The sequence below is a fragment of the Pelagibacterium mangrovi genome (assembly GCF_036662815.1).
GTDB classification, from domain to species: Bacteria; Pseudomonadota; Alphaproteobacteria; order Rhizobiales; family Devosiaceae; genus Pelagibacterium; species Pelagibacterium mangrovi.
On record NZ_JBAFXA010000003.1, the window covers coordinates 399,043 to 424,068 of the forward strand.

25 protein-coding genes and 1 tRNA gene are annotated in these 25,026 nt (G+C 61.9%); 12 read left to right on the forward strand and 14 right to left on the reverse strand.

The window, feature by feature from the left end; translation table 11 throughout:
- Positions 1 to 123 precede the first annotated feature (123 nt).
- From hemB to V4T21_RS07160, 4 genes are all read left to right on the forward strand, one after another.
- Positions 124 to 1,131 carry a porphobilinogen synthase gene (gene hemB / locus V4T21_RS07145; RefSeq protein WP_332714876.1) on the forward strand — a complete coding sequence of 336 codons (1,008 nt, stop codon included), beginning with the start codon at positions 124 to 126 and terminating at the stop codon, positions 1,129 to 1,131.
- A 68-nt stretch (positions 1,132 to 1,199) separates the two neighbouring features.
- Complete coding sequence (locus V4T21_RS07150) at positions 1,200 to 1,724, forward strand: RDD family protein (RefSeq protein WP_332714878.1); 525 nt, start codon at positions 1,200 to 1,202, stop codon at positions 1,722 to 1,724.
- 81 nt (positions 1,725 to 1,805) lie between these two features.
- Entirely contained in the window at positions 1,806 to 2,570 is a 765-nt protein-coding gene (locus V4T21_RS07155; protein WP_332714880.1) for an arginyltransferase, read from the forward strand.
- Entirely contained in the window at positions 2,571 to 3,581 is a 1,011-nt protein-coding gene (locus tag V4T21_RS07160) for an endonuclease/exonuclease/phosphatase family protein (protein ID WP_332714882.1), read from the forward strand.
- Between the two features lie 972 nt (positions 3,582 to 4,553).
- Here V4T21_RS07160 and parC read toward each other — a convergent pair.
- Entirely contained in the window at positions 4,554 to 6,797 is a 2,244-nt protein-coding gene (parC, locus tag V4T21_RS07165; protein WP_332714884.1) for a DNA topoisomerase IV subunit A, read from the reverse strand.
- A gap of 154 nt (positions 6,798 to 6,951) precedes the next feature.
- Between parC and V4T21_RS07170 the strand changes: the two genes are divergently transcribed.
- A complete protein-coding gene (locus V4T21_RS07170; RefSeq protein ID WP_332715068.1) occupies positions 6,952 to 7,359 on the forward strand; it encodes a VOC family protein in 408 nt (135 codons plus the stop codon).
- Between the two features lie 3 nt (positions 7,360 to 7,362).
- On the opposite strand, the gene recO is transcribed toward V4T21_RS07170, so the two are convergent.
- The 7 genes from recO to rpoZ all read right to left on the reverse strand — a co-directional run bounded on the left by recO (position 7,363) and on the right by rpoZ (position 13,666).
- The gene (gene recO, locus V4T21_RS07175; protein WP_332714886.1) at positions 7,363 to 8,082 is read right to left on the reverse strand and encodes a DNA repair protein RecO; all 720 of its coding nucleotides are present in this window, start codon (positions 8,080 to 8,082) and stop codon (positions 7,363 to 7,365) included.
- Positions 8,083 to 8,994: a GTPase Era gene (gene era, locus V4T21_RS07180; RefSeq protein WP_332714888.1), complete on the reverse strand. Its 912-nt coding sequence runs from the start codon at positions 8,992 to 8,994 to the stop codon at positions 8,083 to 8,085. It abuts the gene before it with no gap.
- Complete coding sequence (rnc, locus tag V4T21_RS07185; protein ID WP_332714890.1) at positions 8,991 to 9,698, reverse strand: ribonuclease III; 708 nt, start codon at positions 9,696 to 9,698, stop codon at positions 8,991 to 8,993. Before rnc ends, era begins: the two co-directional genes overlap by 4 nt.
- Positions 9,695 to 10,450 carry a signal peptidase I gene (gene lepB / locus V4T21_RS07190; protein WP_332715070.1) on the reverse strand — a complete coding sequence of 252 codons (756 nt, stop codon included), beginning with the start codon at positions 10,448 to 10,450 and terminating at the stop codon, positions 9,695 to 9,697. Before lepB ends, rnc begins: the two co-directional genes overlap by 4 nt.
- 38 nt (positions 10,451 to 10,488) lie before the next feature.
- Positions 10,489 to 10,908 carry a holo-ACP synthase gene (gene acpS / locus V4T21_RS07195; RefSeq protein WP_332714892.1) on the reverse strand — a complete coding sequence of 140 codons (420 nt, stop codon included), beginning with the start codon at positions 10,906 to 10,908 and terminating at the stop codon, positions 10,489 to 10,491.
- Positions 10,905 to 13,196: a RelA/SpoT family protein gene (locus V4T21_RS07200; RefSeq protein ID WP_332714894.1), complete on the reverse strand. Its 2,292-nt coding sequence runs from the start codon at positions 13,194 to 13,196 to the stop codon at positions 10,905 to 10,907. Before V4T21_RS07200 ends, acpS begins: the two co-directional genes overlap by 4 nt.
- A gap of 101 nt (positions 13,197 to 13,297) precedes the next feature.
- Positions 13,298 to 13,666, reverse strand: coding sequence for a DNA-directed RNA polymerase subunit omega (rpoZ, locus tag V4T21_RS07205; protein WP_332714896.1), 369 nt, complete (start codon positions 13,664 to 13,666; stop codon positions 13,298 to 13,300).
- 196 nt (positions 13,667 to 13,862) lie between these two features.
- Between rpoZ and V4T21_RS07210 the strand changes: the two genes are divergently transcribed.
- Both V4T21_RS07210 and V4T21_RS07215 read left to right on the forward strand, forming a co-directional pair.
- Entirely contained in the window at positions 13,863 to 14,429 is a 567-nt protein-coding gene (locus tag V4T21_RS07210; RefSeq protein ID WP_332714898.1) for a LabA-like NYN domain-containing protein, read from the forward strand.
- A 5-nt stretch (positions 14,430 to 14,434) separates the two neighbouring features.
- On the forward strand, positions 14,435 to 15,091 hold the full coding sequence (locus V4T21_RS07215; protein ID WP_332715072.1) for a uracil-DNA glycosylase: 657 nt from the start codon (positions 14,435 to 14,437) through the stop codon (positions 15,089 to 15,091).
- 141 nt (positions 15,092 to 15,232) lie between these two features.
- Here the strand turns inward: V4T21_RS07215 and smpB are convergent, their stop codons facing one another.
- Entirely contained in the window at positions 15,233 to 15,712 is a 480-nt protein-coding gene (gene smpB / locus V4T21_RS07220; RefSeq protein ID WP_332714900.1) for an SsrA-binding protein SmpB, read from the reverse strand.
- 10 nt (positions 15,713 to 15,722) lie between these two features.
- A complete protein-coding gene (dapA, locus tag V4T21_RS07225; protein ID WP_332714902.1) occupies positions 15,723 to 16,601 on the reverse strand; it encodes a 4-hydroxy-tetrahydrodipicolinate synthase in 879 nt (292 codons plus the stop codon).
- A 234-nt stretch (positions 16,602 to 16,835) separates the two neighbouring features.
- Between dapA and V4T21_RS07230 the strand changes: the two genes are divergently transcribed.
- Complete coding sequence (locus V4T21_RS07230; RefSeq protein ID WP_332714904.1) at positions 16,836 to 17,774, forward strand: alpha/beta fold hydrolase; 939 nt, start codon at positions 16,836 to 16,838, stop codon at positions 17,772 to 17,774.
- Positions 17,775 to 17,886: 112 nt separating this feature from the next.
- On the opposite strand, the gene V4T21_RS07235 is transcribed toward V4T21_RS07230, so the two are convergent.
- The 3 genes from V4T21_RS07235 to V4T21_RS07245 all read right to left on the reverse strand — a co-directional run bounded on the left by V4T21_RS07235 (position 17,887) and on the right by V4T21_RS07245 (position 20,362).
- Positions 17,887 to 18,267 carry a helix-hairpin-helix domain-containing protein gene (locus V4T21_RS07235; protein ID WP_332714906.1) on the reverse strand — a complete coding sequence of 127 codons (381 nt, stop codon included), beginning with the start codon at positions 18,265 to 18,267 and terminating at the stop codon, positions 17,887 to 17,889.
- A gap of 129 nt (positions 18,268 to 18,396) precedes the next feature.
- Positions 18,397 to 18,945, reverse strand: coding sequence for an OmpA family protein (locus V4T21_RS07240; RefSeq protein ID WP_332714908.1), 549 nt, complete (start codon positions 18,943 to 18,945; stop codon positions 18,397 to 18,399).
- Positions 18,946 to 19,147: 202 nt separating this feature from the next.
- Entirely contained in the window at positions 19,148 to 20,362 is a 1,215-nt protein-coding gene (locus V4T21_RS07245) for a porin family protein (protein WP_332714910.1), read from the reverse strand.
- Positions 20,363 to 20,848: 486 nt separating this feature from the next.
- Here V4T21_RS07245 and V4T21_RS07250 point away from each other — a divergent pair, with 486 nt between their 5' ends.
- The 4 genes from V4T21_RS07250 (at position 20,849) to V4T21_RS07265 (ending at position 23,368) form a co-directional block, all read left to right on the forward strand.
- Positions 20,849 to 21,379 (forward strand): hypothetical protein, encoded by a 531-nt coding sequence (locus V4T21_RS07250; protein WP_332714912.1) that lies wholly within the window; start codon positions 20,849 to 20,851, stop codon positions 21,377 to 21,379.
- A 54-nt stretch (positions 21,380 to 21,433) separates the two neighbouring features.
- Positions 21,434 to 21,509: transfer RNA gene (locus V4T21_RS07255), tRNA-Ala, on the forward strand.
- A 177-nt stretch (positions 21,510 to 21,686) separates the two neighbouring features.
- Positions 21,687 to 22,445, forward strand: coding sequence for a hypothetical protein (locus V4T21_RS07260; RefSeq protein WP_332714914.1), 759 nt, complete (start codon positions 21,687 to 21,689; stop codon positions 22,443 to 22,445).
- 164 nt (positions 22,446 to 22,609) lie between these two features.
- The gene (locus V4T21_RS07265; RefSeq protein ID WP_332714916.1) at positions 22,610 to 23,368 is read left to right on the forward strand and encodes a 3-keto-disaccharide hydrolase; all 759 of its coding nucleotides are present in this window, start codon (positions 22,610 to 22,612) and stop codon (positions 23,366 to 23,368) included.
- 141 nt (positions 23,369 to 23,509) lie between these two features.
- Here V4T21_RS07265 and glpD read toward each other — a convergent pair whose 3' ends face one another.
- On the reverse strand, positions 23,510 to 25,024 hold the full coding sequence (gene glpD, locus V4T21_RS07270; protein WP_332714918.1) for a glycerol-3-phosphate dehydrogenase: 1,515 nt from the start codon (positions 25,022 to 25,024) through the stop codon (positions 23,510 to 23,512).
- Positions 25,025 to 25,026: the final 2 nt, after the last annotated feature.

Consider the following 25,026-nt stretch of genomic DNA (forward strand, 5'->3'; position numbering starts at 1 on the left):
CCGTGCGCCGATTGCTAACGCGATTTGGCCGCTCCGGACAACCCTGACGGTCCGCTACGGCGCCTTTGCATCGCCCCCTGCCCCCTGCTAATGGACACTCGCCGAATTTAGAGGACGACGACGATGGCTTTCCAAAAGCACGACATGGAGTTTCTGGGTGGACGCCGGCTGCGCCGGCCGCGCATGGCCGGATGGAGCCGCGATCTCGTGCGCGAGACGGTGCTGACGCCCCATGATCTCATCTGGCCGCTGTTCGTCGTCGAGGGCCAGAACGAGCGCCAGCCGATCTCATCGATGCCCGGCGTCGAGCGCCTGTCGATCGATCTCGCCGTCGAGGCCGCCAAGGCCGCCCACGCCGAAGGCATTCCCGCCCTGGCGTTGTTCCCCAACACCGATCCCTCCAAGCGCACCGAGGATGGCCGGGAGGCCACCAATCGCGACAACCTCATGTGCCGCGCGCTTTCGGCCATCAAGGACGCGGTGCCCGAAATCGGCCTGGTCGCCGACGTGGCGCTCGATCCCTATACCAGCCACGGCCATGACGGCGTGATGGAAGGCGACGAAATCCTCAACGACGAAACCGTCGCCATCCTCGTGCAGCAGGCGCTCGTCCAGGCCCGTTCGGGCGCTGACGTCATCGCACCCTCAGACATGATGGATGGCCGCATCGCCGCCATCCGCGAAGCGCTCGACGACGAAGGGCTGGAAAAGACCATCCTGCTCTCCTACGCCGCCAAATACGCCTCGGCCTTTTACGGCCCGTTCCGCGAAGCCATCGGCTCGGGTGCCCGGCTGCGGGGATCGAAACTCACCTATCAGATGGACCCGGCCAATTCCGAAGACGCCATCCGCGAGGTCGAACAGGATCTGGCCGAGGGCGCCGACTGGATCATGGTCAAGCCCGGCATGCTCTATCTCGACATCTGCCGCATGCTGAAAGACCGGTTCGACGTCCCGGTCTTTGCCTATCAGATCTCGGGCGAATATTCGGTGATCGCCATTGCCGCCCAGGCCGGCGCCATCGACCGCGACGCCGCCATGGCCGAAAGCCTCATCGCCTTCAAGCGCGCCGGCTGCTCGGGCATCCTCACCTATTTTGCCCTCGACATGGCCCGCAAGCTCAACGCCTGATCACCCTGCCCTTGTCAATCGCCGCTTGCGTACCAACATGAAAAAGCAAGCTTGAGGAGCATGGACCCATGGCAACCGACTTTTTTGGCCGCATCATGCGCGACGACCTGCCCAGCCCGGCGGATGCCCCCGAACTGTTCGAGGGCATCTTGACGCGCCGCGTCCTCGCCTTCCTTATTGACTGCGTGATCATGGGCATCGCCGTCACCGTGGTGATGCTGGTGGCGGGCATTCTCGGGCTCGTGACGTTCGGGCTCGCATGGCTCGCCATTCCCATCATCGTGCCGGTGACCTTCATCGCCTATTACGCCGTCACGCTGGGCTCATCCTCGCGCGCGACGCTGGGCATGCGCGCCATGGACATCATCCTGACCCCCACCCGCGAGACGCGGCTGGACGGCTGGATGGCCATGATCCATGTCGTGCTCTTCTGGATTTCGTGCTCGGTTCTCACGCCCTTCATCGTCCTGATCGGCCTTTTCACCAATCGCCGGCAGCTCCTGCACGACATGATCGCCGGCACGCTCATGGTCCGCCGTTCTCCCATGGTTCGCCATTGGCGGGCATATTCCCGCCCGGGCCAGGCCGCCTGATCGTCGCACTTGCCGCGTTGCGCCTGAGAGGCGGTGCGACTACACTTGGTCCATCGCCAAATCGGGCCCAAGCGAGCTTCGTTGATGGACCAAACGCCGGAAAGCGCCCAGTTCTTTCTCACAGCGCCCTCGCCCTGCCCTTATCTGGAGGGCAAGCAGGAGCGTAAGCTGTTTACGCACCTCTCGGGCCGCCGCGCGTCGGCGTTGCATCACCTGCTGTCCGATCACGGCTTCCGCCGCTCCCAGAACCTCATCTACCGCCCGGCGTGTCTCGATTGCGACGCCTGCCAATCGGTTCGCATCCGCGCCAATGATTTTCACCCCGCCACGCGGCACAGGCGCAATCTCAAGCACAATGCCGATATCGCCGCCGAAATCGTCGCGCCCATCGTCACCAGCGAGCAATACGCGCTCTTCAAGCGCTATCTCGAAGCGCGGCACGATGGCGGCGGCATGACTCAGATGAGCTATCTCGACTATGAATTCATGGTCGAGGACACTCCAGTCCATTCGGTCCTGGTCGAATACCGGCTGACCGCCGACGGGCCGGACGGTGCGGCCGGCCAGCTCGTCGCCGTAGCGCTAACCGACCCGCTGCCCGATGGGCTTTCGATGGTTTACAGCTTCTTTGATCCCCAATTGAGCCGGCGCGGGCTGGGCACCATGATGATCCTCGATCACATCGCGCGCGCCAAAATGTCGGGCGGCTATCTTTATCTGGGCTATTGGGTCAAAAACTCGCCGAAAATGGCCTACAAGGTCGCCTTCCAGCCGCTGGAGGTGCAGCGCGGTTCACGCGGCTGGCTCCCTCTCGATATCGACTGCGCGGATACGGGCGCGGACTAGGTGAAGGCCATCAGGACGATATTGGCCGCGCTGATTGCGGCAGGTTATTTGCTCGCATGCTGCCTTCTGGCCGGCATGGCGATCGTTGCCGTGCTCGGCTTCATCTATCCGGCCATGGACCTTTTCAACCATGTCCAGCCGATCCTGTTCTTCGGCCTCGCCGCGCTGCTTTTGGCCACCCCGATCTTCGTGCGGTTCCGCCCGATCCGCGCCCTGGCGCTCAGCATCGCCGCGACCGGGCTCGTCGCATCGAGCGTCATCTACGTCCCCGAACTCGTCTCGGGTTTCATCCCCCGCACCGTCCCCGTCGAAGCAGCGCCGACCTACCGGCTGATGACCTTCAACGTCTTCGGCCGCAATGAAGAGCCCGAATCCATCGTCGCCAATATCGCCCAGGTCGATCCCGATTTCGTCACGCTGCAGGAATACAGCCCCGGCGTACGTGCTATCGTCCACCCGCTCCTCGTCGACCTCTACCCCCATTTCCAATATTGCGCCGGCGGACAACGCGCCTTCGTCAGCCTTTACTCCAAACTCCCCTTCGAGCCCCTGGACGAAGACGCCTGCTCATCCTCGATCATGAGCACCGACCGCACCGCCCGTATCATCGTCCGCATCCAGGCCGAGACCGGTCCCGCCTTCTCGCTCGCCACCACTCACAATGACTGGCCGGCCCCGGTAACGCGTCAGGCCGAGCAGTTCGCCCGCCTGCGCGACGCCCTCGCAACCGTCGAGCCACCCTTGATTTTGGTCGGCGATTTCAACTCGACCCCCTGGTCCTACGCCCTGCGCGGTTTCGTCTCCTCGGCGGACCTCACACGCCACACCTTCAACCTCCCCACCTTCCCCACGCTCTGGTACTACCTCCGCGATTGGCGCCCCACCTTCCCGTTCCTCCCCATCGACCACGTCATGACCCGCGGCAACATCTCCATCCACGACCTGCGAACCGGCGAGCCCAGCGGCAGTGACCATCTGCCGATCATCGTGGAGTTCTCGGTGGGGGAATAGCGCTCGAGGTCGGGCTTTGTGCATATGGCCACCTCAGCGCCCCCTCATCCCCATCCCTTCTCCCCCGGTGGGAGAAGATGGCGGCGAAGCGGTCGGATGAGGGGGCGCTGAGCTAGCAAAAGACACAACCGCCAGAAGCATACCCCGATCCTTCCCCACCCCACCGCTGTCACCCCGGGTTTATCCCGGAGCAAGGTACGCTCGCCGTCTCCGGCTCCTTCTCCAACACATGCCCAGCCGCGCCACGCTCCATGCCGCCGCCCTTCTCCTCTTTTGGGGAAAGAACCGACACCAACGCGCATACCTCGCCCCGGGATAAACCCGGGGTGACAAATGGGTGGTTGAGGCAAGGCTAGGGGTGGGCAACGCCGGGTGTTTGAGGCAACGCGCTACCCCTTCTCCCGCCTGTCATTCCGGGATTCATTCCCGGAATCCAGCTTCAGCCTCGCCACTCGCTCCACCGTCGAGACCGTCCGCAGCACCGGCCCCAGCTCCCCTTCTCCCCTTGAGGGAGAAGGTGGCCGCGAAGCGGTCGGATGAGGGGTGCGCTGAGCTTGCGCCAAGCACCCTCGTCAGAAACTTATCCCCGCCCCTCTAACCCACGCCATAGTATGCCCACGACCCCGCGCTTATGGACGCAAGCGCAACGAACGTTTGGGCGGGATCGGTTCGGGTTCCTCATGGGTCGCCATGGGGAAGGCCCAAAGCGGACGGATGGCCGGATGTGGACACCAGGTGGGGCAACCCTCCCACGTCGCACCGGGGAAACCCGGAGGGGCAGCGAGAAGGCCGCAAGGCACTCCCAACAACCCCCAGCCCGAGACGCCGCCATAAGCCCAAAACCCCGAATGCATGGGGCGATGACCGCTTCATACTAACTACAAACCTGCGGAGCGTTCATTGCCCCATGCCGTCTGCCCCAATCACCCAACGGCCATGACCGGAGGGCAATTCCGCACGCCCTCCAACCTTTTACCCCACGAACTTATTGTTCCGCGGGAAGCCCGTGGGCGGTTGCCGGCCGGCCTGCGCGCGTTCGCCGATCCAGTCGCGCAACTCGTCGGTGGATTTGGTGTAGGTGCGGCCCGAAGAGTCCGTCCACGTCAGTCCATCCGCCGCCTTGAACAGTTTAGCATCGGAAATACCGCCATCCTTGTACTTCTGCAGCCGCACGCCCTTGCCCCGGCTCATTTCCGGCAATTGGTCTGCGGCGAAGGCCAGCAGCTTGCGGTTCTGCCCGATCACCGCGACCATGTCGCCATCGGCCGGAACGCAGAGCTTGGCTTCCTGCCCGCTCGATACGTTGAGCACCTGCTTGCCCTTGCGGGTATTGGCGATCAATTCGTCCTCGCCGACGATGAAACCGTTTCCGATATCGGACACGATCAGCCGCTTGGCGCCGGCCTTATAGACGAAGAGGTCGACGATATCGGCCCCCTCCTCGATATCGACCATGATGCGCACCGGCTCGCCATGTCCGCGTCCGCCCGGCAGCTTGTCGGCGCCCAGCGTATAGACCTTGCCCCCGGTGGTCAGCACCAGCAGCTTGTCGGTCGTCTCGCAGGTCAACGCCAGTTTCAGCCGGTCGTCGGTCTTGAAGCTCTGGCCCGCCACGTCGTTATTGTGCCCTTTGAGCGCGCGTATCCACCCCTTTTGCGACAGGATCACCGTGATCGGCTCGCGCTCGATCATCGCGGTTTCGATATCGGCCAGGTCGGTCTGCGGCGCTGCGGCGAACTGGGTGCGCCGGCGGCCAAGCTCGGTTTCGGGCCCATAGGCCTTCTTGAGCTCGCCGACTTCGGTGGTGATCACGCCCCATTGCTTTTTCTCGGACGCGAGCAGTCCCTCGAGATGCGTCTTTTCCTCGGAGAGCTTGTCGAACTCGGTGCGGATTTCGATCTCTTCGAGCTTGCGCAAGCTGCGCAGGCGCATGTTGAGGATGGCATCGGCCTGGACCTCGGTGAGGTCCCAGCGCGCCATCATCACCGCCTTGGCGTCGTCCTCCTCGCGGATGATGCGGATCACCTCGTCGAGATTGAGATAGGCGACCAGATACCCGCCCAGCACTTCGAGCCGGTGTTCGATCTGTTCGAGCCGGTGCTGCGAGCGCCGGATCAACACGTCCTTGCGGTGGTTGAGCCACGCCTTGAGTGCGTCGGCGAGGTTCATCACCTTCGGGATGAGCCCTTTGTCGAGCACGTTCATGTTGAGCGAGAACCGGCTTTCGAGCTCGGTGAGCTTGAACATCGATTCCATCAGCAGGACCGGATCGACCGTCCGCGCCCGAGGTTCGAGCACCAGCCGGATATCCTCGGCGCTTTCGTCGCGCACGTCCTTGAGCAGCGGCAGCCGGCGCGCCAGCAGCAATTCGGCGATCTTTTCGACCAGCCGCGATTTCTGCACGCCATAGGGGATTTCGGTGATGACGATATTGTAGGTGCCGCGCCCGTTGTCCTCGACCTCCCATTTGGCCCGAATACGGAAGCCGCCGCGTCCGGTAGTATAGGCCTGTTCGGTCGCCGCCGGATCGTCGACGAGAATGCCGCCGGTGGGGAAATCGGGGCCCGGCACGAAGCGGATCAGGTCCTTGGCCGTGGCGTCGGGGTTGGCCAGCAGATGCAGGCACGCATCGCAAAGCTCGGCCACGTTGTGCGGCGGGATCGAGGTCGCCATGCCCACGGCGATACCGCTCGAACCGTTGGCGAGCAGATTGGGAAAGTTGGACGGCAGAACGACGGGCTCTTCTTCCTCGCCGTCGTAATTGGGCCGGAAATCCACTGCGTTTTCGGTGATCGCTTCGAGCAGGCGCGAGGCCACCTCGGTCATCCGGCTTTCCGTGTAGCGCATGGCCGCCGCGCTATCGCCGTCGATCGAACCGAAATTGCCCTGCCCGTCGACCAGCGGATAGCGCACGGCGAAGTCCTGGGCCAGACGCACCAATGCGTCATAGACCGACTGATCGCCATGCGGGTGATATTTACCGATCACGTCGCCGACGATACGCGCCGATTTCTTGTACCCCTGCCCCGGATCGAGCTTCAAAAGCCGCATGGCGTGCAGGATGCGCCGGTGCACGGGCTTGAGGCCATCGCGCGCATCGGGCAGCGCGCGCTGGGTGATCGTCGAGATCGCATAGGAGAGATAGCGCTCTTCGAGCGCACTCCTCAGATCGACGATGCGCTCATCCCCACCGGGCGGTTCCATGATGTCGGCCATAAGCCATCCTTGCGTGTTGGCGAATCAGGTGCAGATTATAGCCCCACAGCCGCCGGATCGGCGATTTGGAGAAAAAATCTTGGCTCTCGTGTCGGCCAAGCTCAAGCACTATCGTCCTAGAAGCGCAACGCCTGAAACGACCATGGAGAGAGAAATGCCCAAGATGATTTTCGTGAACCTTCCCGTCGCCGACCTGGCCGCGTCGGCCAAATTCTACGAAGCCCTCGGCTGCGAGAAAAATCCCCAGTTCAGCGACGAGAATGCCATCTCGATGGTGTGGTCCGATGCGATCACCTTCATGCTTTTGAAGCGCGATTATTTCGCGACGTTCACCAGCCGGCCCGTCGCCGACACCAAGGGCGCGGTCGGCGTGCTGCTCGCGCTTTCGAACGAGAGCCGCGAGGACGTGGACAAGACCGCCGAGGCCGCCGGCGCGGCGGGCGGCAAGCTCGACGTGCGCGAGCCGCAGGATATGGGCTTCATGTACCAGCGCACCGTCGAGGACCCTGATGGGAACACCTTCGAGCTGAGCTACATGGATATGTCCAAGGTCGATTGGTAACGCTCAATCGCCCCGGGACAATTGCTCAACCAGCCATTCCCGTGTCGAAGGCGGCTCGATCTGTCGGGCCGCCCAGACATGGCGATCGAGAAAATGGCCGGTCAGCCGGAACGCGGCGGCAACGTCGTCATCCCCGAGCGGCGCATTGCCCCTCAGAAAGCCCGGCAGCCGCAGCAACCTGTCGCCATAGGGCGCCGCGGCCTCGCCGCAAACCGCCCGACCCGTTCGTGGAGACACGTGGGTGAGATTTTCGTGCACCCCCGTCAGGGCGCAGGTTTCCAGATCGAGCCCGAACCCCAGTTCCTCGAGCAGGAACATCTCGAAGCGCGCGAGTTCGGCCCCAAGCCAGCGCCCTTCCCATTCGCCGTCGATCAGCGCAACGACCTCGCGCAGCAATTCGTCGTGCGGATCGCGTTCGGGCAAAAGCCGCAGATGGTCGGCCAGCAATTGCACGAGATAGAGCCGCCGGCGATCGGCCAGCATCTCCGCCGCCCTTGCCCGCGTCGCCTCGGCGGTGAAGGTCCCCAAATGGTCCTCCAGCCGCGCCCGCCACGTCAACTGCACCGAATTTCCCGGCTGCAAAAACGCAGCCTGCTTGGGCGAACGTCCGCCTCTGACCAGCCCCAGGCATCGCCCACGCTGAGGCACCATGGCTTCGAGGATCACCGCGGACTCCCCGTGCCGTCTCACACCGATGATCAGGCCTTCAGCAGACCATTCCATCTATTTCGTCCAGTCGAGACCCATCTCGCGATAGCGCTCGGGATCGTCGGCCCAATTGGCCCTGACCTTGACGAACAGGAACAGATGGACCTCGGTCTCGAACATCTCCATCAGTTCCTTGCGCGCTTCCGCGCCGATCATCTTGATCGTCTGCCCCTTGGCGCCCAGCACGATCATCTTGTGCGTGTCGCGGGTGACGTAAACCACCTGCTCGATGCGGTAGCTGCCGTCCTTCTGGACCTTGAAGCTCTCGGTCTCGACGGTTGCCTGATAAGGGATTTCGTCGTGGATGCGCAGGAACAGCTTTTCGCGCGTCACCTCGGCCGCCGTCAGCGCCAGCGTCAGATCGGTCAGATGCTCCTCGGGAAAATGCCACTCCCCCAGCGGCGCCTTTTGCCGACACCACGCGATGAAATCGGCCACGCCGTCGCCATTGAGCGCCGAGATCATGAAGGTCGTCTCGAACCCGGCCTTCTCGTTGATCTCCTGGGACAGCGCCAGCAGCTTCTCACGCTTGACCTTGTCGATCTTGTTGAGCACCAGAACCTTGGGCTGACGAATGTTCTCAAGCCCGGCCAGCAGTGCCTCGACCTCGGCATTGAGGCCCTTCTGAGCATCGACGATCAACGCCACCATGTCGGCGTCGCCCGCCCCGGTCCAGGCCGATTGCACCATCGCACGATCCAGCCGCCGCTTGGGCGCGAAAATGCCGGGCGTGTCGATGAAGACCAGTTGCGTCTCATCGGTCGAAATCACGCCGCGCACCTGCGCCCGCGTCGTCTGCGCCTTGTGGGTCACGATCGACACCTTGGTCCCGACCAGCGCGTTCAAAAGCGTCGATTTTCCGGCGTTCGGCGCGCCTACAAGCGCCACGAAGCCGCATTTACTGGCCAATGTGCGATCCTCGCTCATGCCGGACTCTTCCATACGCCCTCGCGAAAAAGGAATTTCTCGGCCGCCTGGTGTTCGGCCAGTTTCTTGGATGTCCCTTCGGCCGTGATGGGCTCATGCCCACGGACGACCACCGAGATGGTAAAAACCGGCGCATGATCGGGGCCCGACCGCGCCGTTTCCAGATAGGTGGGTGGCTCGAGCCCGCGCGCCTGCGCCCATTCCTGCAACGCCGTTTTGGCATCCGCCCGGCGGGCCTGCGCCACGTCGAGATTGTCCCCGAACATGCGCGCAACGAACGTATAGGCCGGGTCGAGCCCGCCATCGGCGTAGATCGCACCGATCACAGCCTCGCAAACGTCCCCGAGGATGGCGTCCTTGTCGGCGCCGCCGGTTCTCGCTTCGCTCTCGCCGAGCTTGACGAACGAGCCCATCCCCAGCTTGCGCGCCACCTTGGCGCAGGTTTCCTTGCGCACGAGGCTATTGAGGGTGCGCGACAATTCACCCTCATTGGCCTTGGGCAGCTTTTTGCTGAGCATGTCGGCGACCACGAGCCCCAGCACCCGGTCGCCGAGAAACTCGAAGCGCTGATAGGAATCGGCGGTTCGCTTGGAAGGCGATACGGCGCTCGAATGGGTCAGGGCGCGCTGGAGCAAAGCGGGGTCGTCGAAAACGTAACCCAGCCGTGCCTCCAGTGTTTCCCGATCGCGCGCCCGCAAACTCATTCGTAAACCGACGTGAACATCCGGTCGAGCCGGACGTTGCCCGGCCAGCGCCAGATCTGCCAGGGCGGAATGTTGTCGTTGATCGAGAAGAAGCGCCATTCGGCCTTGCCCACGAAATTCTCGAACGGCACGAACCCGACCGACGAAAGCGAACGGCTGTCGAGCGAGCGGTCGCGATTGTCGCCCATCATGAAATAATGACCCGGCGGAACGGTATAGACACCGGTGTTGTCGAACTGGGTGTTGTCCGAAATTTCCTGGGTTGTGTAACTCACCCCGTTGGGCAGCGTTTCGCGATAGACGATCACCGGCAGGTCGACGCCCGTGCTGTCGCGGTCGATGGTGTTACCGACCTGCTCGCGCTCCACGGCCTCGCCGTTGATGTGGAGAAGGCCTTCTATCATCTGGATCTGGTCGCCCGGCAGCCCGATCACGCGCTTGACGTAGTTTTCGTTCTGGGGGACCGGCCGGAAAACGGCGACATCGCCGCGCTGGGGCGCGTTGCCCAGGATGCGCCCGTTCCAGGGCACGTCCGAATAGGGCAGCGAATAGCGCGAATAGCCATAAGTATATTTTGAAGCCAGAATGTAATCGCCGATCAGAAGATTGGACTGCATCGAAGCAGTCGGAATCGAGAACGGCTCAAAGGCGAAGGTGCGGAAAACCAGAGCGATCAGCAGCGCTTGAACGATGATGACGATGGTTTCGCGCAGTTCACCCTTGCCGGTCTTCTTCTTGGCGGCGTCCGACATGGGGGTGCTCATGGTTCGAAAAAATCTCGGTGCTCGTGTTACGGGAGCGGTCCGGCCGGGTCAACCGGCAGGGCCTCGATGATGACGAAGGCCTGGGCCATGCCGTTGTCGTCTGTGATGCTGACGTGAATATGGGCCTGATGGCCCGCCGGCACAAGGCTGGCAAGTCGCCTTGCCGCACCGCCCGTTAGGCGCATCGTCGGCTTGCCGCTCGGCAGGTTGACGACGCCCATGTCGCGCCAGAAAACGCCATGCGAGAGCCCGGTTCCCAAGGCTTTGGCGCAGGCTTCCTTGGCAGCGAACCGTTTGGCGTAAGAGGCCGCGCGCAGGCGGCGCCGGTCGGATTTGGCCCGTTCGATCTCGGTGAAGCACCGATGGGTGAACCGCTCGCCGAACCGCTCCAGCGTACGCTCCACATGGGCGATTTCGCAGATGTCGTTACCCAGCCCGATGATCATTCCGGATTATGCTCCCCGGTCTCTTGCCCCTCGGGTTCGAGCGCGCCCTCGATGCCCGAGATCGCATTGGTCTGGACAAGCGTGGCGCGCTGGACTTTCGACAGGCCCGGTGTGCGTTTGAGCGTTGCGAGCACGTCTGTCAACTGCGTCAGGTCGCGTACGTCGAGCTCGAAGATCAGTTCGTGCGAATCCGCCGCCAGGGCGCGCATCACCAGATTGGAAATATTGGCATCGCACGCCGCGATCGCGCCGGTGATTTGCGCAAGCGAGCCGGGACGGTTCTGGGAGTACATCGAAACGATCGTCTTGAAGTTCTGCTCGGGCTTGCCCTCAAGGTCCCAACGCACGTCGATCCAGCCCACATCCTCGTCGTGGAAGTCGGCCAAGGCCTCGGAATCCATGGGATAGACTTCCATCCGCCCGCTTTGGTGGAAAATTCCGATGATGCGGTCGCCCGGAACGATCCCCTCGCGGGAGATATCGACAGGCATGTTGAAATCGAAGCCCACCAGCGCGGCAAATTTCTTGATCGCGCTGCGCTGGCCGCCGGGCATGCGGAACTTGAAATATTGCGCGTTGCGCAGCGAGAACCAGCCCTCGGCGTCATTGGCGACCGGCAGCGTCAAACGCCCCTTGCGCCGCCGCTTGCCCTTGAGGGTGGTGGTCTCCTCGGCCAGTTCCTCGGCCGTGATCCGCCCTTCCCCTATCGCGGCCAGCATCGAATTGCGGTCACCCATGTTGAAGCGAGCCGCGAGCGCGGCGATCTCGTCTTCATCCATTTTGAGCGACTCGCGCTCGATCACCGCCATCAACACCTGCTCGCCCAGCGAAATCGCCCGCTGGAACGCGCCGGCCCGCACCGCGCGGCGGATCGCCGAACGTGCCTTGCCGGTCACCGCGATATTTTCCCAATTGGGCGGCGGCGCATGGTCCGCATCGCGCAGGATTTCCACCTCGTCGCCAGAATGAAGCTGGGTGATGAGCGGCATGATGGTGCCGTTGATCTTGCAGCCCACGCAGGTGTCGCCGACGTCGGTATGGACCGCATAGGCGAAATCGATGGGCGTCGCCCCCCTCGGCAGGGCGATCAGCCGGCCGCGCGGAGTGAAGCAGAACACCTGGTCCTGGAACAGTTCGAGCTTGGTGTGCTCGACGAATTCCTCGGGATTGTCCCCTTCGGTCAGCCGGGCAATCGTGGTGCGCAGCCAGTTATACGCCTGGCTTTCCTCCTCGAGCTTGTGCATGTCGCCCAGGATCGCGTCCTTGTAGAGCTGGTGCGCGGCGATGCCGAATTCGGCGATGGCGTGCATCTCCATCGTGCGGATCTGCAGTTCGACGCGCTGGCGCCCCGGCCCCACGATCGTCGTATGGATCGAGCGATAATCGTTGGCCTTGGGAACCGAGATATAATCCTTGAACCGCCCCGGAACGACCTTCCAGCTGGTATGGATCACGCCCAGCGTGCGGTAGCACTGGTCGATCGTGTCGACGATCACCCGGAACCCGATCATGTCGGAAAGCTGTTCGAGTGCGATGGCCTTGCGCTCGATCTTGGAATAGATCGACCACGCCGATTTGAGCCGCGCCGAAACCTTGGCCTCAATGCCCTGCTCGCTCAGATGATCGGCAAGCTCGGACCTGATCTCGGCGATGACCTCCCGGCTGGAGGTTTCCATCTGCGCGAGCCGGCTGGTGATGGCGTTGTAGTGCTCGGGATGCAGGGTCTTGAACGCGAGGTCCTCGAGCTCGTTGCGCATGTCCTGCATGCCCATGCGTCCGGCCAGCGGCGCGTAGATGTCCATCGTCTCCTGGGCGATGCGGCCACGCTTGTGCACGGGCATGAATTCGAGCGTGCGCATGTTGTGCAGCCGGTCGGCCAGCTTGACCAGCAGCACGCGCACGTCCTGGGAGATGGCCAACAGGAGCTTGCGCAGATTTTCGGCCTGGGCCTCTTCGCGCGACACCAGGTTCAGCCGGTCGATCTTGGTCAGCCCATCGACGATCTGGCCGATCTCGGTGCCGAACATCTCGTCGATCTCGGCCCTGGTGGCATCGGTATCTTCGATGGTGTCGTGCAAAAGCGCGACAGCGATGGTCGCATCGTCGAGCTTGAGGTCGGTGAGGATCGCCGCCACTTCGAGCGGGTGGGCAAAGTACGGGTCGCCCGAAGCGCGCGTCTGGCTGCCGTGTTTTTGCATGCCATAGACATACGCCTTGTTGAGCAGGCGTTCGTCAGCATTGGGATTATAGGCCAACACGCGTTCGACGAGTTCGTACTGACGCATCATGCGCCGGGATACTCCAGCCAGAGAATTCAACTAAAAACCAGAAAGGCGTCCGGCGGTGAGCCGGACGCCTTTGAAAATATATAGAGAAAGGCCTGCGCCGATCAATCGTCGCGACGTTCGGGCGGAGCCAGCGACTCGATGCCGCGGAGCAGCTCTTCTTCGCTGATCGTATCGAAAACGGGGCCGTCCTCGTCCGAGGAGGTTTCGATGCGCGGTGCGACTTCCTGCTCGGGCTCGTCCACTTCGACATATTTCTGCAGCGAGTGGATCAGATCTTCCTGCAGATCGTCGGGCGAAATCGTGCCATCACCGATCTCGCGCAGGGCAACGACGGGGTTCTTGTCGTTGTCGCGGTCGACGGTGATCGCGCCGCCCGAGGAAATCATGCGGGCGCGATGGGCCGCCATGAGAACCAGTTCGAAGCGGTTCGGAATCTTTTCAATGCAATCTTCTACGGTGACGCGTGCCACAGCCGGTCTCCATTGCTACAGGGGGAGCGAGCGGCCCTCTTACACGACTGTCCGGTCGATGACAAGCGTGCGGCCATGAGATGGGCTCACTCTAAATTTACAGCCGGGCGTGAACTTCTTTCCCTCCTGCCGCGTTGAGCGAGATACGCCTGCACGTTTTTTACCGCAGATTTTTTGTTTGGAGCTTTTACCGGTAATGTTCGATCCACGGGAAAAGGTGGTCCTCTTCATCGACGGCGCCAATCTCTACGCCACGTCCCGGGCGCTCAGTGTCGATATCGACTACAAAAGGCTTTTGAGCCAGTTTCAGGACACCGGCTATCTGCTGCGCGCCTACTATTATACCGCCCTTGTCGAGGATCAGGAATATTCCTCCATAAGGCCGCTGATCGATTGGCTCGATTACAACGGCTACACCGTCGTCACCAAACCCGCCAAGGAATTCACCGACGCGCAGGGACGGCGCAAGATCAAGGGCAATATGGACATCGAACTGACCATCGATGCCCTGGAGATGTCGCCCCATTACGATCACCTCGTGCTGTTTTCCGGCGATGGCGATTTCACCGCGCTGGTTGCCGCGCTCCAGCGTCGCGGCAAGAAGGTGACGGTGGCCTCCACCCTCACCACCCCCACCCCCATGATTTCGGACGATCTGCGCCGCCAGGCCGATTACTTCCTCGAAATCGCAACGCTCGCCAAAACGGTCGGGCGCCCCCAGGTTGACCGCCAGCAATCGGCCAAGGAGGATGTCGCGCATTGATTCCGATGCGAGACAATTCTCCAGTGACGACCCCAAATCCGCCATCCGATTGTCCGCTCTGCCCCCGGCTGGTCGAATTCCGCCACCTCAACCAGGCCCAGTTCCCCGATTGGCACAACGCGCCCGTTAACAATTGGGGCGATACGGCGCCCAGCCTTCTCATCGTCGGCCTCGCGCCCGGCCTGCGCGGCGCAAATCGCACCGGACGCCCCTTCACCGGCGATTATGCCGGCGACCTGCTCTACGACACGCTCAAGATGTACGGGCTTGCGCGGGGCCAATATCGCGCCGACCCCAATGACGGGTTCGAACTTGTCGATACGATGATCGTCAATTCCGTGCGCTGCGTTCCGCCCCAGAACAAACCGACCGGCCCCGAAATCGCCACCTGCCGGCGCTTCCTCATCGCGACCCTCGCCGCCAATCCCCAAGCCAAGGCCTATTTCGCGCTCGGCCGCATTGGCCATGATTCCCTTCTGAGCGCCCTGGGCGAACGCCGCGCGTCCTTCCCCTTCTCCCACGGCGCCGTACACCGGCTGAGCGACGGCCGAACGCTCATCGATAGCTTCCACTGCTCGCGCTACAACACGAACACCGGCCGCCTGACCCCGGAAATGTTCGAGAGCGCGATGGGAAAAGCCGTGGCGGCGATAAGGGGTTGATCTAGCGTTTCGAATCCTACCGAAACGCTGCAAGAGGCTCCCCTTCTCCCCTTGAGGGAGAAGGTGGGCTTTCGCTGAAAGCGAAAGGTCGGATGAGGGGTGCGCCGAGTCGGCTAAGTGCTCCGCCGCAGGCGGTTTGCCCTACCCCTGCTTGAGCAACCGCTGCTTGTCGCGCGACCAGTCCCGATCCTTCTGGACCTCGCGCTTGTCGTAGGACTTGCGCCCCTTGGCCAAACCGATCAGCAGCTTGGCCATGCCCCGCTCGTTGAAATAGAGCTTGAGCGGCACGATGGTGTTGCCCTGCCGTTCCACCCCCCGCGCTAGCTTGGCCATTTCCCGCGCCGAGACGAGCAGCTTGCGCCGGCGTTTCTCGTCATGGTTGAAGCGGTTGGCCTGCACGTATTCGGGGATATTGGAGTTGATCAGCCACAACTCCCCATCCTCGGGCGAAACATAGGATTCGGCGATCTGGGCCTTGCCGTTGCGCAGCGATTTGACCTCGGTTCCGCGCAGCACCAATCCGGCCTCGAGCGTTTCGAGAACCTCATAGTCGAAGCGGGCGCGGCGGTTCTCCGCCACGACACCGGTTTCGAGCAATTCTTTTTCCTTCTTCGGTGCCATGAAAGACCGATCAGTTGATAAGGCCCGCGTGAACCAGCGCGCCGTCTATAGCCGTTTTCGCGATCTCGGAGACCGGCACCAGCGGCAGACGAACCTCGTCGCCGCACAGGCCCAGCCTTGAGGCCGCATATTTAACCCCCTGGGGGTTGGGCTCGATGAACAATGCCCTGTGCAGCGGTGCCAGCCGGTCCTGGATCGTCAGGGCCGTGGCAAAGTCGCCGGCCTGGCACGCGGCCTGGAAGGCAGAGCAGAGCTTGGGAGCGACATTGGACGTCACCGAGATGCACCCATTCCCACCATGGGCGTTGAAGCCGAGCGCCGTGATATCCTCGCCCGACAGCAAAATGAAATCGGGGCCGAGCGCCGCCCGCGTCATTGTCGCCTTGCTCATGTCCGCCGTCGCGTCCTTTACACCCACGATATTGGGGCAGGCGTCGCGCAACCGCTTGATCGTGTCGACAGCGATATCGACCACCGTCCGCCCCGGCACGCTGTAAAGGATGACCGGCAGGCTCGTGGCCCTGGCGATTGCCGAAAAGTGCTGGAACAGCCCTTCCTGGCTGGGCTTATTGTAATAGGGCACGATAGTAAGAATACCATCGGCCCCGGCCTTTTCGGCGAATTCGGCAAGATGGATCGCTTCGCGGGTGGAATTGGAGCCCGCGCCGGCGATCACCGGCACGCGGTCCTTGGCGACATCGATAGTGATCTCAATGACGCGGCGATGCTCTTCATGGCTCACGGTGGGGCTTTCGCCGGTCGTGCCCACGGGCACCAGCCCGTTGGTCCCCTCGTCGATCTGCCATTTGACGAAGCGCGCCATCGCGTCTTCGTCAACAGCACCATTCTGGAACGGCGTTATGAGCGCCGTGATCGACCCGCTAAACATGCGAAACAGTCCTCGATTTGGACCACCGGCGCGCCCGGCAAGCCCGTATTCTGCTCAATTGATATTGTCCACGGAAATGTGGACGTGTTCTTGATGGCGCGAGATGACGAATTTGTCACCCCGAAAACTGGCGCACCATAGTGGCACTTGCATGGCGCGACAAGCGCAACCGCGCCGCTTTCCGGCAACACGAAGGAGAGATTGTCCAAGGCGCGCGCCGTGGTATGAAGCGTCATGTTCAACCGCGCCAAGCCCCTGCCTGAGGCTCTGATTCTGTCCGACCTGCCGGTCCGCATGGTCACCTGCGGCTGGGCCGGCGTGCAAATCGCCGTCCATATCCACGGGACGCTAACCGACGAAACGGTTCCCGTAATCTGCATCCCCGGCTATCTGCGCAATATGGCCGATTTCGCCGATCTCCCCGCCGCCGTCAATCAGCTTCCCGGCACCGGGTTTGCCTTCGTGCTGATCGACCTGCCGGGTCGCGGACGCTCCTCCCGGAACCCCAGGGATCTCGCCTATTCGACCCTGCAGGATGCCGATTGCGTCATCGACGTTCTCAACGCGCTCGATATTGCCCGCGCCGTATTGATCGGCGAAGGCCATGGCGGTCAAGTCGCCATGCTCGCGGCAGCGCGTCACCCCACCATGCCCGCCGGCACTGTGCTGGTCGATTCCGGGCCGGTGGCCGATTCCCGGGGGCTGGTGCGGATGCGCACCAATTTCCGGCACCTCACCGAACTGCGCGGCCCCTCCGCCACGCGTTCCGCATTGCACAAGATCCTCGGCACCGACTATCCGGGAGAAACCGAAGCCCGCCTCGACGCACTTGCCGAACGGGTCTATGTCCAGGGACAACGCGGTCGCCTGGAGGCCTTGTTCGACAGCCGGCTGATCGAACAACTCGAGCAGTTCGAATTCGATGACGTGCTCGAACCCCAGTGGCGCCTCTTCGGCGCCCTCGCCCATTCTCCTCTGATGATCGTTCGCACTCAGCTCAGCGACCAGCTCCGCCGCGCGACTTTCGAGGAAATGGTCCGCCTGCGCCCCGACGCGGCAACCCTTCTTATTTCCGGCCAAGGCTCCCCCGCCCTCCTGGACGGCGCCGCCGAACGCGACGCGCTCGCCCAGTTCCTGATCGAGGTTTGCCGCCGTCCGCTCGACGAGGAATAAGGGGCTAGAAGTGATGTAGGAACGGCGCCGCCCCAACTCAGCCTGTCATTCCGGGATTTATTCCCGGAATCCAGCAGCAGCGCCGCCCCAAACGCCACACTATCGAATAGACCTACCGCGCTTCTTCCTCGGCCAACGCCTGCGCCTGCGAAACCCACTTCTCTCGCTCGATGCGCCCTTTGAAGGACAGTCGATCATTCATAAGAATGATAGCGCGCGTGTCCCAGGCAGCGATCTGATGGAAATGATAGACACCATTTTCATGGAGAAGCGCTTCAAGCTTGGGCCCTACGCCCTTGATTTTTTTGAGATCGTCCGGCTTCCCGCCGAGCGGTTCCGAGAGCAGCCCCAACCCGGCCACATCCGTGCTCGCCTCGTCTCCTACCCCGCGCGGACCAAATACGCGTTTAAGCAAATAGCCGATCACGCAGCCGATCAGGAAAGCGACGAGCAGCAGCAGTGCGCTGGGAATGATATGCGGAGTGGGATTCATTGCATGGCCCTCACTGCCGATTTTCCGGCGAGCCATACCATCCGGTGGCAATCCCGATCAGCAATGCGATCACCAAAAAGGGCCAATTGATGATGATGAGATACGCTATGTCGCTCAATGCCTTACCCCCTATTCGGCTCCGGCAGCATCTTCGAAACTGAAGACGATCCGGCGGTTCTGCGCCTTTCCAACCGCCGTATCGTTCGACGCGATCGGCAGGCTCGCCCCATAGCCTACGGCGTAAAGCCGCTCCGGGTCGATACCCAATTGGGTCAACTCAAAGACAACAGCTTCCGCCCGCGACAGCGACAGGATCAGATTGGTCTCCGCCCGCCCATCGGCGTCGGTATGTCCTTCTATATAAACCGGCGTGGCTGGGCAATCGGTAAGGATTTCAGCCACTTCCCCCAAATCCCCTTCCGATTCCGCAGCAATCCGCGCGCTCCCCGACGCAAAGAGGATCGATCGGTCGGTCATGAACGTTTCAAGCTGCTCACGGCAGACCTGAAGGCTTGCCGAGTCGATATCCCCGCCCACCGATGCCTCGCCTTTCGGTTGATCGGGCTTCTTACGCTCTTGCTGAATGTCGAGGTCCTGGACCTGGGCTTGGGCCGGCGCGCTCATCAGTGGGAGCGCAGCGACAATCAGGGAGAGAGCGACGAGATTTCGTGCGGTCATAAATTGGCTTCAGCTGAGAGGATCACAACGAGCGCATACCGCGCCCACGATTCGCCCCACTCTAGACGATTCCAGCCCATCTGCCTCCCTAAGGCTCGGCACGATAATGTCATCGCGCGAGGAAAAATTGCGGAAGCCTGAACCAAAAGAAAGGGCCCGGCCAAGGCCGGACCCTTTCCCACACTTCTATTTCGAAACGTTCTTAGAACGACTTCGAAGCGTTGAAAGTGATGGCATAGAGATCTTCGGTGTCGCCGTAAACGTCGACGCTGGTCTCGAAGTTGCCGCCGGGAGCGTAGGTCACGCCAGCAGCACCGTAAACGAGATCGCCGCCGTTGTAATCAACATAGCCGAGTTCAGCAGTAGCAACAATGGTCTCGGTCACGTCGAAGTTCACGCCACCGTAAACGGTGAAGAGTTCATCGGTGACGATTGCTGCGTCGTCATAGTACGCGGCAGTCATGATCAGCGGGAGACCGTTGTTGGACTCGGAGTAAGCAGCACCGATGTAGATTTCGATGGCGTCGGTTGCACCAAATGCACCTTCGGCAGCAATGTTGAAGGCCTCGTCAGCGAACATAGCGTCAGCCGAAAGCGAGAACATGTCGAAGGTGGCTTCCGCACCGAGCGAAGCGATCCAATCGCGAGTTTCGTTGGCATCGTCGGTTCCGTCGACCAGGATACCGCCGCGAACGAGGAACGCGTCGAATTCTGCGACAGCACGAGCGTAGTAGTTGACTTGGTCGACTTCACCGAAGATGTCGCCAAGCAGCACACCGGCCTCAGCCGAGATACCCGCGCCGTTGTAGGCGACGCCGAGGCCAGCAGTACCTTCACCGTCGTTCTGGAGGTTTTCCAGAGCGGCGAGAACGGTAAAGCCATCAGCGACAAGCGCTTCGATCTGAATGCCGTGACCGCCAGTTTCAACTTCGTTGCCCAGCAGGTAGCCGTTGTCGACTTCGTCGAAGTTCAGCCAGCCGTAACGCTTGTCGAGAATTTCAGTGTCGAAGATCGAACCAATGCGACCGGCGGTCAGGACGGTGGTGTCACCGAACTGAACATAGGCACGCTCAGCTTCAACCAGAAGATCACCATTATCCTGCGTGCCGGAGTCATTCAGACGAATGACGGCGCGAGCGGTGCCAGCGTCGGTCTGGGTAGCGGCATCAAACAGAACCTGCCACTCAACTGTCGAGTCGGTGAAGAACTCGCCGGTGTAGTTGCCGGTCTCAAAGGTATATTCGACCGAACCCGAAACGAGCAGGCAGGTGTCGTCGGATTCGATGGTCAGGCCGGACATGCCGAGCGCATCGCAAACGCCGAGCGAAACGAACTCGACGATCGGATCAGCTGCCTGGGCACCCGTCGACAGGGCCAGAACGGCTGCAGAACCCAGAAGAAGGCTCTTAAGTTTCATAATTGACCTCCAAAGTCAGTCATTCAGTTTGTTACCGGGCTATCCGGCAGTTTGTCGAAACGCGACCACATTTTTGTTTGGTGTCGTGTGTTGCCGCCGCGTTGCGACCGACAAACGATCCCATGCATGGATTCGCAAGACCCACTCTAGCGATGCCGGTTGCCCGCGCAACAACCGTTAAGCCCCTTCAACAGGCACTCTTAAGGGTTGCAGGGTGAATGTTGCAAAATATCCACACATCTGGAAACCACTCGTTAAGACTTGAGGCAAACATCGTTTACGGGCTGTTTAGAAGTTTGCCGCAACAACGCCCAAACCCTCGATGGTCCGCAAAACGGCCACATTGTGATATGCACTGCTGAGCCACTTTCCCCTGTTCGAAAGGCCCCCTTTTTGTCGGTCCGAGTGCTTTCCTGCCTTATCTGTATTTCCAGCGGATTGCTCAGCGGCAGCACGTATGCCCAGGACGTTACGGGAACCGAACAGATGCTCACCGATATCGATGCGCTCGTGGTGGGCACAGAGGTCACTACGCGCTGCGCGCTCTTCGATATGACGCTGGACTATCTCACCCCGCTCGAACAGGTGGGAGCGAGCTTGCGCCTCGATGAACTGATCGCGGTCGGAACACCTCGGCTCGAGGACATGCCGGACCGCCTCGCGGCCATGCGGGCCGAGGCGGCGGCGATCGAATGCGGGGACGATGGACTCGTCCCCTATATGGATTTCAGCCGGCAGATCGCGCGCGACATGATCGACATCGCCCTGGTGGCCTGGCGGTCGATCGATATCGAGCGCTGCAACAATTTCGCCGACGACGATTTTCTCGTAGCGGCAGATCGCGCCCACAGCGCAGCCGAAGACGCAACGATCGAGGGGGAGTCGAACCGGGTCGTCTATATCGAGCAGCGGGCCGCGTCCTGGGTCGAAATCTTCGCCGACAACTGCGCGAATCTCCAGTTCCAGCCAGTCGAGACCGTTCCCGGACAGATCGCCCTGGCGCTTCCGACACAATAGTCGCCTCACCCTCTTCCAGTGCAAAACAAATTGCGCTAATAGCGGTCCTTGAATGGGGCTGTAGCTCAGTTGGGAGAGCGCGTCGTTCGCAATGACGAGGTCAGCGGTTCGATCCCGCTCAGCTCCACCATTCACCTTCCAAGCGATTGAAATGATTGCCGGTATCTTCGCCCGAAGATGGCGCGTATTGCCGCCGTTCCCCGTCTAATATCGGGGTGGTTATGGCGCTCACTAACATTTCACTGTAACCCGGTAAGGCGTCCGAAAATCAGTTCGGGCAATCCAGCCTTGCGGCGGAGGAGGAAGAATGAAAACGATTTTGCCAACCACATTGATGCTTGGGGCAGCCCTGGCGACAGCCACGGCAGCGCAGGCCGAAACGCAGACAGAGAACGTGGTGTCCGAGGCCAGGACCTATGTTTACCTGACCGTCCCAGATGACGTCGTTCAGGGCGTTTTGCCCGAGGGCTGGGAATCCACGCCGGCGGCCGAGGGACCAACGACGGGCGCCAATGTGATCATGCTTCTTGTCGATCGCAAATTGGCGCTCGATGCCGCAGGCGCTCCGCTGGGCGGTGGCACCAATCAACTCGCCGTCTTTGCCGTTCCCGCCAAGGGCGCCGGCGACGACGCGGGTCTGGTGATCGTCGGCGGGTACGCAGCGGCCGGCGCGCCGGCCGCCTATGGCAATTACGAACCCGCAAGCGTCACCCTGGAACGTTCGTCGAGCACCGTCGATCTGGTCACCAGCAGCCAGGAAACCTGGACTATCGCCTCGGAAGATGGAGACAATCTCACGCTTTCGCTGAGCTATGAAGAGGCCACCCCGACCCTGTCGAGCTTCGATCAGACGGTATTCTCCGGCGCTACGCCGGATTTTTATCGCATGTATCGCGGCGACCAGGTGGTCGACGTATTGCAAAGCGTGGCCAACGACGTCGATCGGGTCGACCAGTTTGATCTCAGTGCCAGCGGCGGGCTTGCAGGCACTCTCGTCGTCGAGAACGCCGAAGTGGTCGCGGTATCGCGCTTCGCGCACTACACACGCGAAACCTTCGTGCCCTGACAATCAAGCAGCCCGGCGCTTGCGCATCATTGCGCGAGCGCCGAGCCGCAGCAAACTGGACTCCGCCGACATCGTATCCTAGTATCCCAGAGCTCGCCCGAGTGGCGGCGGCGACGTGCGCGTTGCGGCTCGGGACCCCGACACGCAACCCCTGGGAGGATACAGTGCACCGTTCCATCTTTCTCGTCGCCGTTTCGGCGGCGGTTCTCACGCCCGGTTTTGCCGCTTTTGCGCAAGACATCGACATTCCGCGCGACGTTCAGTCGGTGGTCACCGAAATCTGGGAGCCCATTCCCAAAAGCGTCGATGCTGCCGAAGGCGAGGTTCCATCCGATGCGGTGGTGCTGTTCGACGGCGCCAATCTCGACGCCTGGGAATCGGTCGATGGCGGTGCCGCCGAATGGACCGTCGAAGATGGCGTTCTCTCGGTTGCCCGGGGCACCGGAGATATCCGGACCACCGAATCGTTTTGTGACATCCAGATGCATATCGAGTGGCGCGTTTCGGAGGATATCGAGGGCTATGACGGCCAGGATCGCGGCAACAGCGGCATCAAGATCCAGGATCTCTACGAGGTCCAGATTCTCGACAGCATCGACAACCCCACCTATGTGAACGGCCAGGCGGGTTCGATCTACAAGCAGCACCCGCCCCTGGTTAACGCCTCGCGCGCGCCCGGCGAGTGGCAGACCTACGACATCGTCTTCGAGGCGCCGATCTTTGGCGAGGACGGCTCGGTGCGCAAACCGGCATACATCACCGTGCTGCACAATGGCGTTGTGGTGCAGAACCACGCCCAGGTTCAGGGCACCACGGCGTGGGTGGGCTATCCGCGTTACGCGGCCCATGATTGCCAGCCGATCCGGCTGCAAGACCACAATGCGGATGTCGATTTCCGCAATATCTGGGTCCGCCCGCTCTAGGCTGGGCCGCAGGTCGCCCCGGCATAAATCCCAGGGTGACAGGAAAGTGGATAAGGGCGCGGCACTGCCCAAAAACTCAATCTGTCATTCCGGGATTTATTCCCGGAATCCAGTGCCGCGTAAACCAAGGCCTTCCAAACCCTACGCCCCGCCGACCTTTTCCTGCACATATGAGGCAAGGGCCGGCATATCGATCCGGTCGGCGTGCAAGCCGAATTTCGTGCGCCGCCAGAGGATATCCTCGACCGTCCGCGCCCATTCCCTGTCGATGAGAAAATCCACCTCGGCGGCGTAGAGCCCGGCGCCGAAATCAACGCCGAGGTCGCCGGCGGATTTCGCTGCGCCCAGAATCACTTGCGCCTCGGTGCCGTAGCGACGGATGAAGATTTCGGCTTCGCTTTCGGAGAGAAATCCGTAGCGCTCCCGCAGCCGCGCCACTTCGGCCATAAAGCCGTCGAGGCCGAAATCCCCGCCAGGCAATTGCGCTCCCGCCGTCCATTTCCCGCTCCGGGCGCCGAGCGCCTTTTCCACCTGCGCCAGCGCGGATTCGGCGAGGCGACGATAGGTGGTGATCTTGCCGCCGATCACGGTGAGCAGGCGTGCCTCATCGGCCTCCCCGGTCAGCTTGAGCACATAGTCTCGCGTCGCTTCCTGCGCCTTGGAGGCCCCGTCATTGTAGAGCGGGCGCACACCAGAATAGGTCCATACGATATCCCCGCGCCCGATCTCCCCGGCGAAATAGCCATTGGCCGCCGCGATCAGATAATCGATCTCGGCGTCAGAGATTTTCACATCGGCCGGATCGCCGGAAAAATCGGCGTCCGTGGTCCCGATCAGCGTAAACTCGCGCTCATAGGGAATGGAAAAGAAAATGCGGCCATCGGCATTCTGGAAGAAGAAGCAGCGCGGATCGTCATAGAGCCGCCTGACGACGATATGGCTGCCCTTGACCAGACGCACCGCATGACTGTCGGCCGTGCCGAGCACCTTTTCCACCCAGGGCCCAGCCGCGTTGACGAGCATGCGCGCCGTCACCGTTTCCCGTTCGCCGGTCGTTTCGTTGACGATATCGACGTGCCAGAGCCCGCCTTCACGCCGCGCGCCGACCATTTTGGTTCGCGTCCGGATGATGGCCCCGCGCGCCGCCGCGTCGCGGGCGTTGAGAACAACGAGGCGAGCGTCGTCCACCCAGCAATCGGAATATTCGAACGCCGTCTCATGGCCGGGCTTGAGCACCTTGCCCAGCGGATCGGCATTGAGGTCGCGCGTCGCCGTCGGCGGCAGGCGTTTACGTCCGCCCAGATGGTCGTAGAGGAACAGCCCCATCCGCAGCAGCCATTTGGGCCGCAACCCCTTGTGGTGGGGCAGGACGAACCGCAGCGGCCAGATGATATGGGGAGCCATCGACCACAGGATTTCCCGTTCGATCAACGCTTCGCGGACCAGCCGGAATTCATAATGTTCAAGATAGCGCAGCCCGCCATGGATCAGCTTGGTCGAGGCCGAGGACGTGCCCGAGGCCAGATCGTCCATTTCGGCGAGAAACACCGAGAAACCGCGCCCCGCCGCGTCCCGCGCGATGCCGCAGCCATTGATGCCCCCGCCGATGATGAAAAGGTCGACCGGGTGTGATGGAGATGGTGAACCAGAAGCCATGC

Coding starts and splice junctions, on each gene's coding strand:
- V4T21_RS07230 (WP_332714904.1), top strand. CDS start 16,836: ATGTTCAACCGCGCCAAGCCCCTGCCTGAGGCTCTGATTCTGTCCGAC.
- smpB (WP_332714900.1), bottom strand. CDS start 15,712: ATGGCACCGAAGAAGGAAAAAGAATTGCTCGAAACCGGTGTCGTGGCG.
- V4T21_RS07215 (WP_332715072.1), top strand. CDS start 14,435: ATGCGAGACAATTCTCCAGTGACGACCCCAAATCCGCCATCCGATTGT.
- V4T21_RS07200 (WP_332714894.1), bottom strand. CDS start 13,196: ATGATGCGTCAGTACGAACTCGTCGAACGCGTGTTGGCCTATAATCCC.
- V4T21_RS07170 (WP_332715068.1), top strand. CDS start 6,952: ATGCCCAAGATGATTTTCGTGAACCTTCCCGTCGCCGACCTGGCCGCG.
- dapA (WP_332714902.1), bottom strand. CDS start 16,601: ATGTTTAGCGGGTCGATCACGGCGCTCATAACGCCGTTCCAGAATGGT.
- V4T21_RS07260 (WP_332714914.1), top strand. CDS start 21,687: ATGAAAACGATTTTGCCAACCACATTGATGCTTGGGGCAGCCCTGGCG.
- V4T21_RS07210 (WP_332714898.1), top strand. CDS start 13,863: ATGTTCGATCCACGGGAAAAGGTGGTCCTCTTCATCGACGGCGCCAAT.
- glpD (WP_332714918.1), bottom strand. CDS start 25,024: ATGGCTTCTGGTTCACCATCTCCATCACACCCGGTCGACCTTTTCATC.
- rnc (WP_332714890.1), bottom strand. CDS start 9,698: ATGAGTTTGCGGGCGCGCGATCGGGAAACACTGGAGGCACGGCTGGGT.
- acpS (WP_332714892.1), bottom strand. CDS start 10,908: ATGATCATCGGGCTGGGTAACGACATCTGCGAAATCGCCCATGTGGAG.
- V4T21_RS07240 (WP_332714908.1), bottom strand. CDS start 18,945: ATGACCGCACGAAATCTCGTCGCTCTCTCCCTGATTGTCGCTGCGCTC.
- parC (WP_332714884.1), bottom strand. CDS start 6,797: ATGGCCGACATCATGGAACCGCCCGGTGGGGATGAGCGCATCGTCGAT.
- V4T21_RS07150 (WP_332714878.1), top strand. CDS start 1,200: ATGGCAACCGACTTTTTTGGCCGCATCATGCGCGACGACCTGCCCAGC.
- lepB (WP_332715070.1), bottom strand. CDS start 10,450: ATGTCGGACGCCGCCAAGAAGAAGACCGGCAAGGGTGAACTGCGCGAA.
- V4T21_RS07235 (WP_332714906.1), bottom strand. CDS start 18,267: ATGAATCCCACTCCGCATATCATTCCCAGCGCACTGCTGCTGCTCGTC.
- hemB (WP_332714876.1), top strand. CDS start 124: ATGGCTTTCCAAAAGCACGACATGGAGTTTCTGGGTGGACGCCGGCTG.
- V4T21_RS07250 (WP_332714912.1), top strand. CDS start 20,849: ATGCTCACCGATATCGATGCGCTCGTGGTGGGCACAGAGGTCACTACG.
- era (WP_332714888.1), bottom strand. CDS start 8,994: ATGAGCGAGGATCGCACATTGGCCAGTAAATGCGGCTTCGTGGCGCTT.
- recO (WP_332714886.1), bottom strand. CDS start 8,082: ATGGAATGGTCTGCTGAAGGCCTGATCATCGGTGTGAGACGGCACGGG.
- V4T21_RS07245 (WP_332714910.1), bottom strand. CDS start 20,362: ATGAAACTTAAGAGCCTTCTTCTGGGTTCTGCAGCCGTTCTGGCCCTG.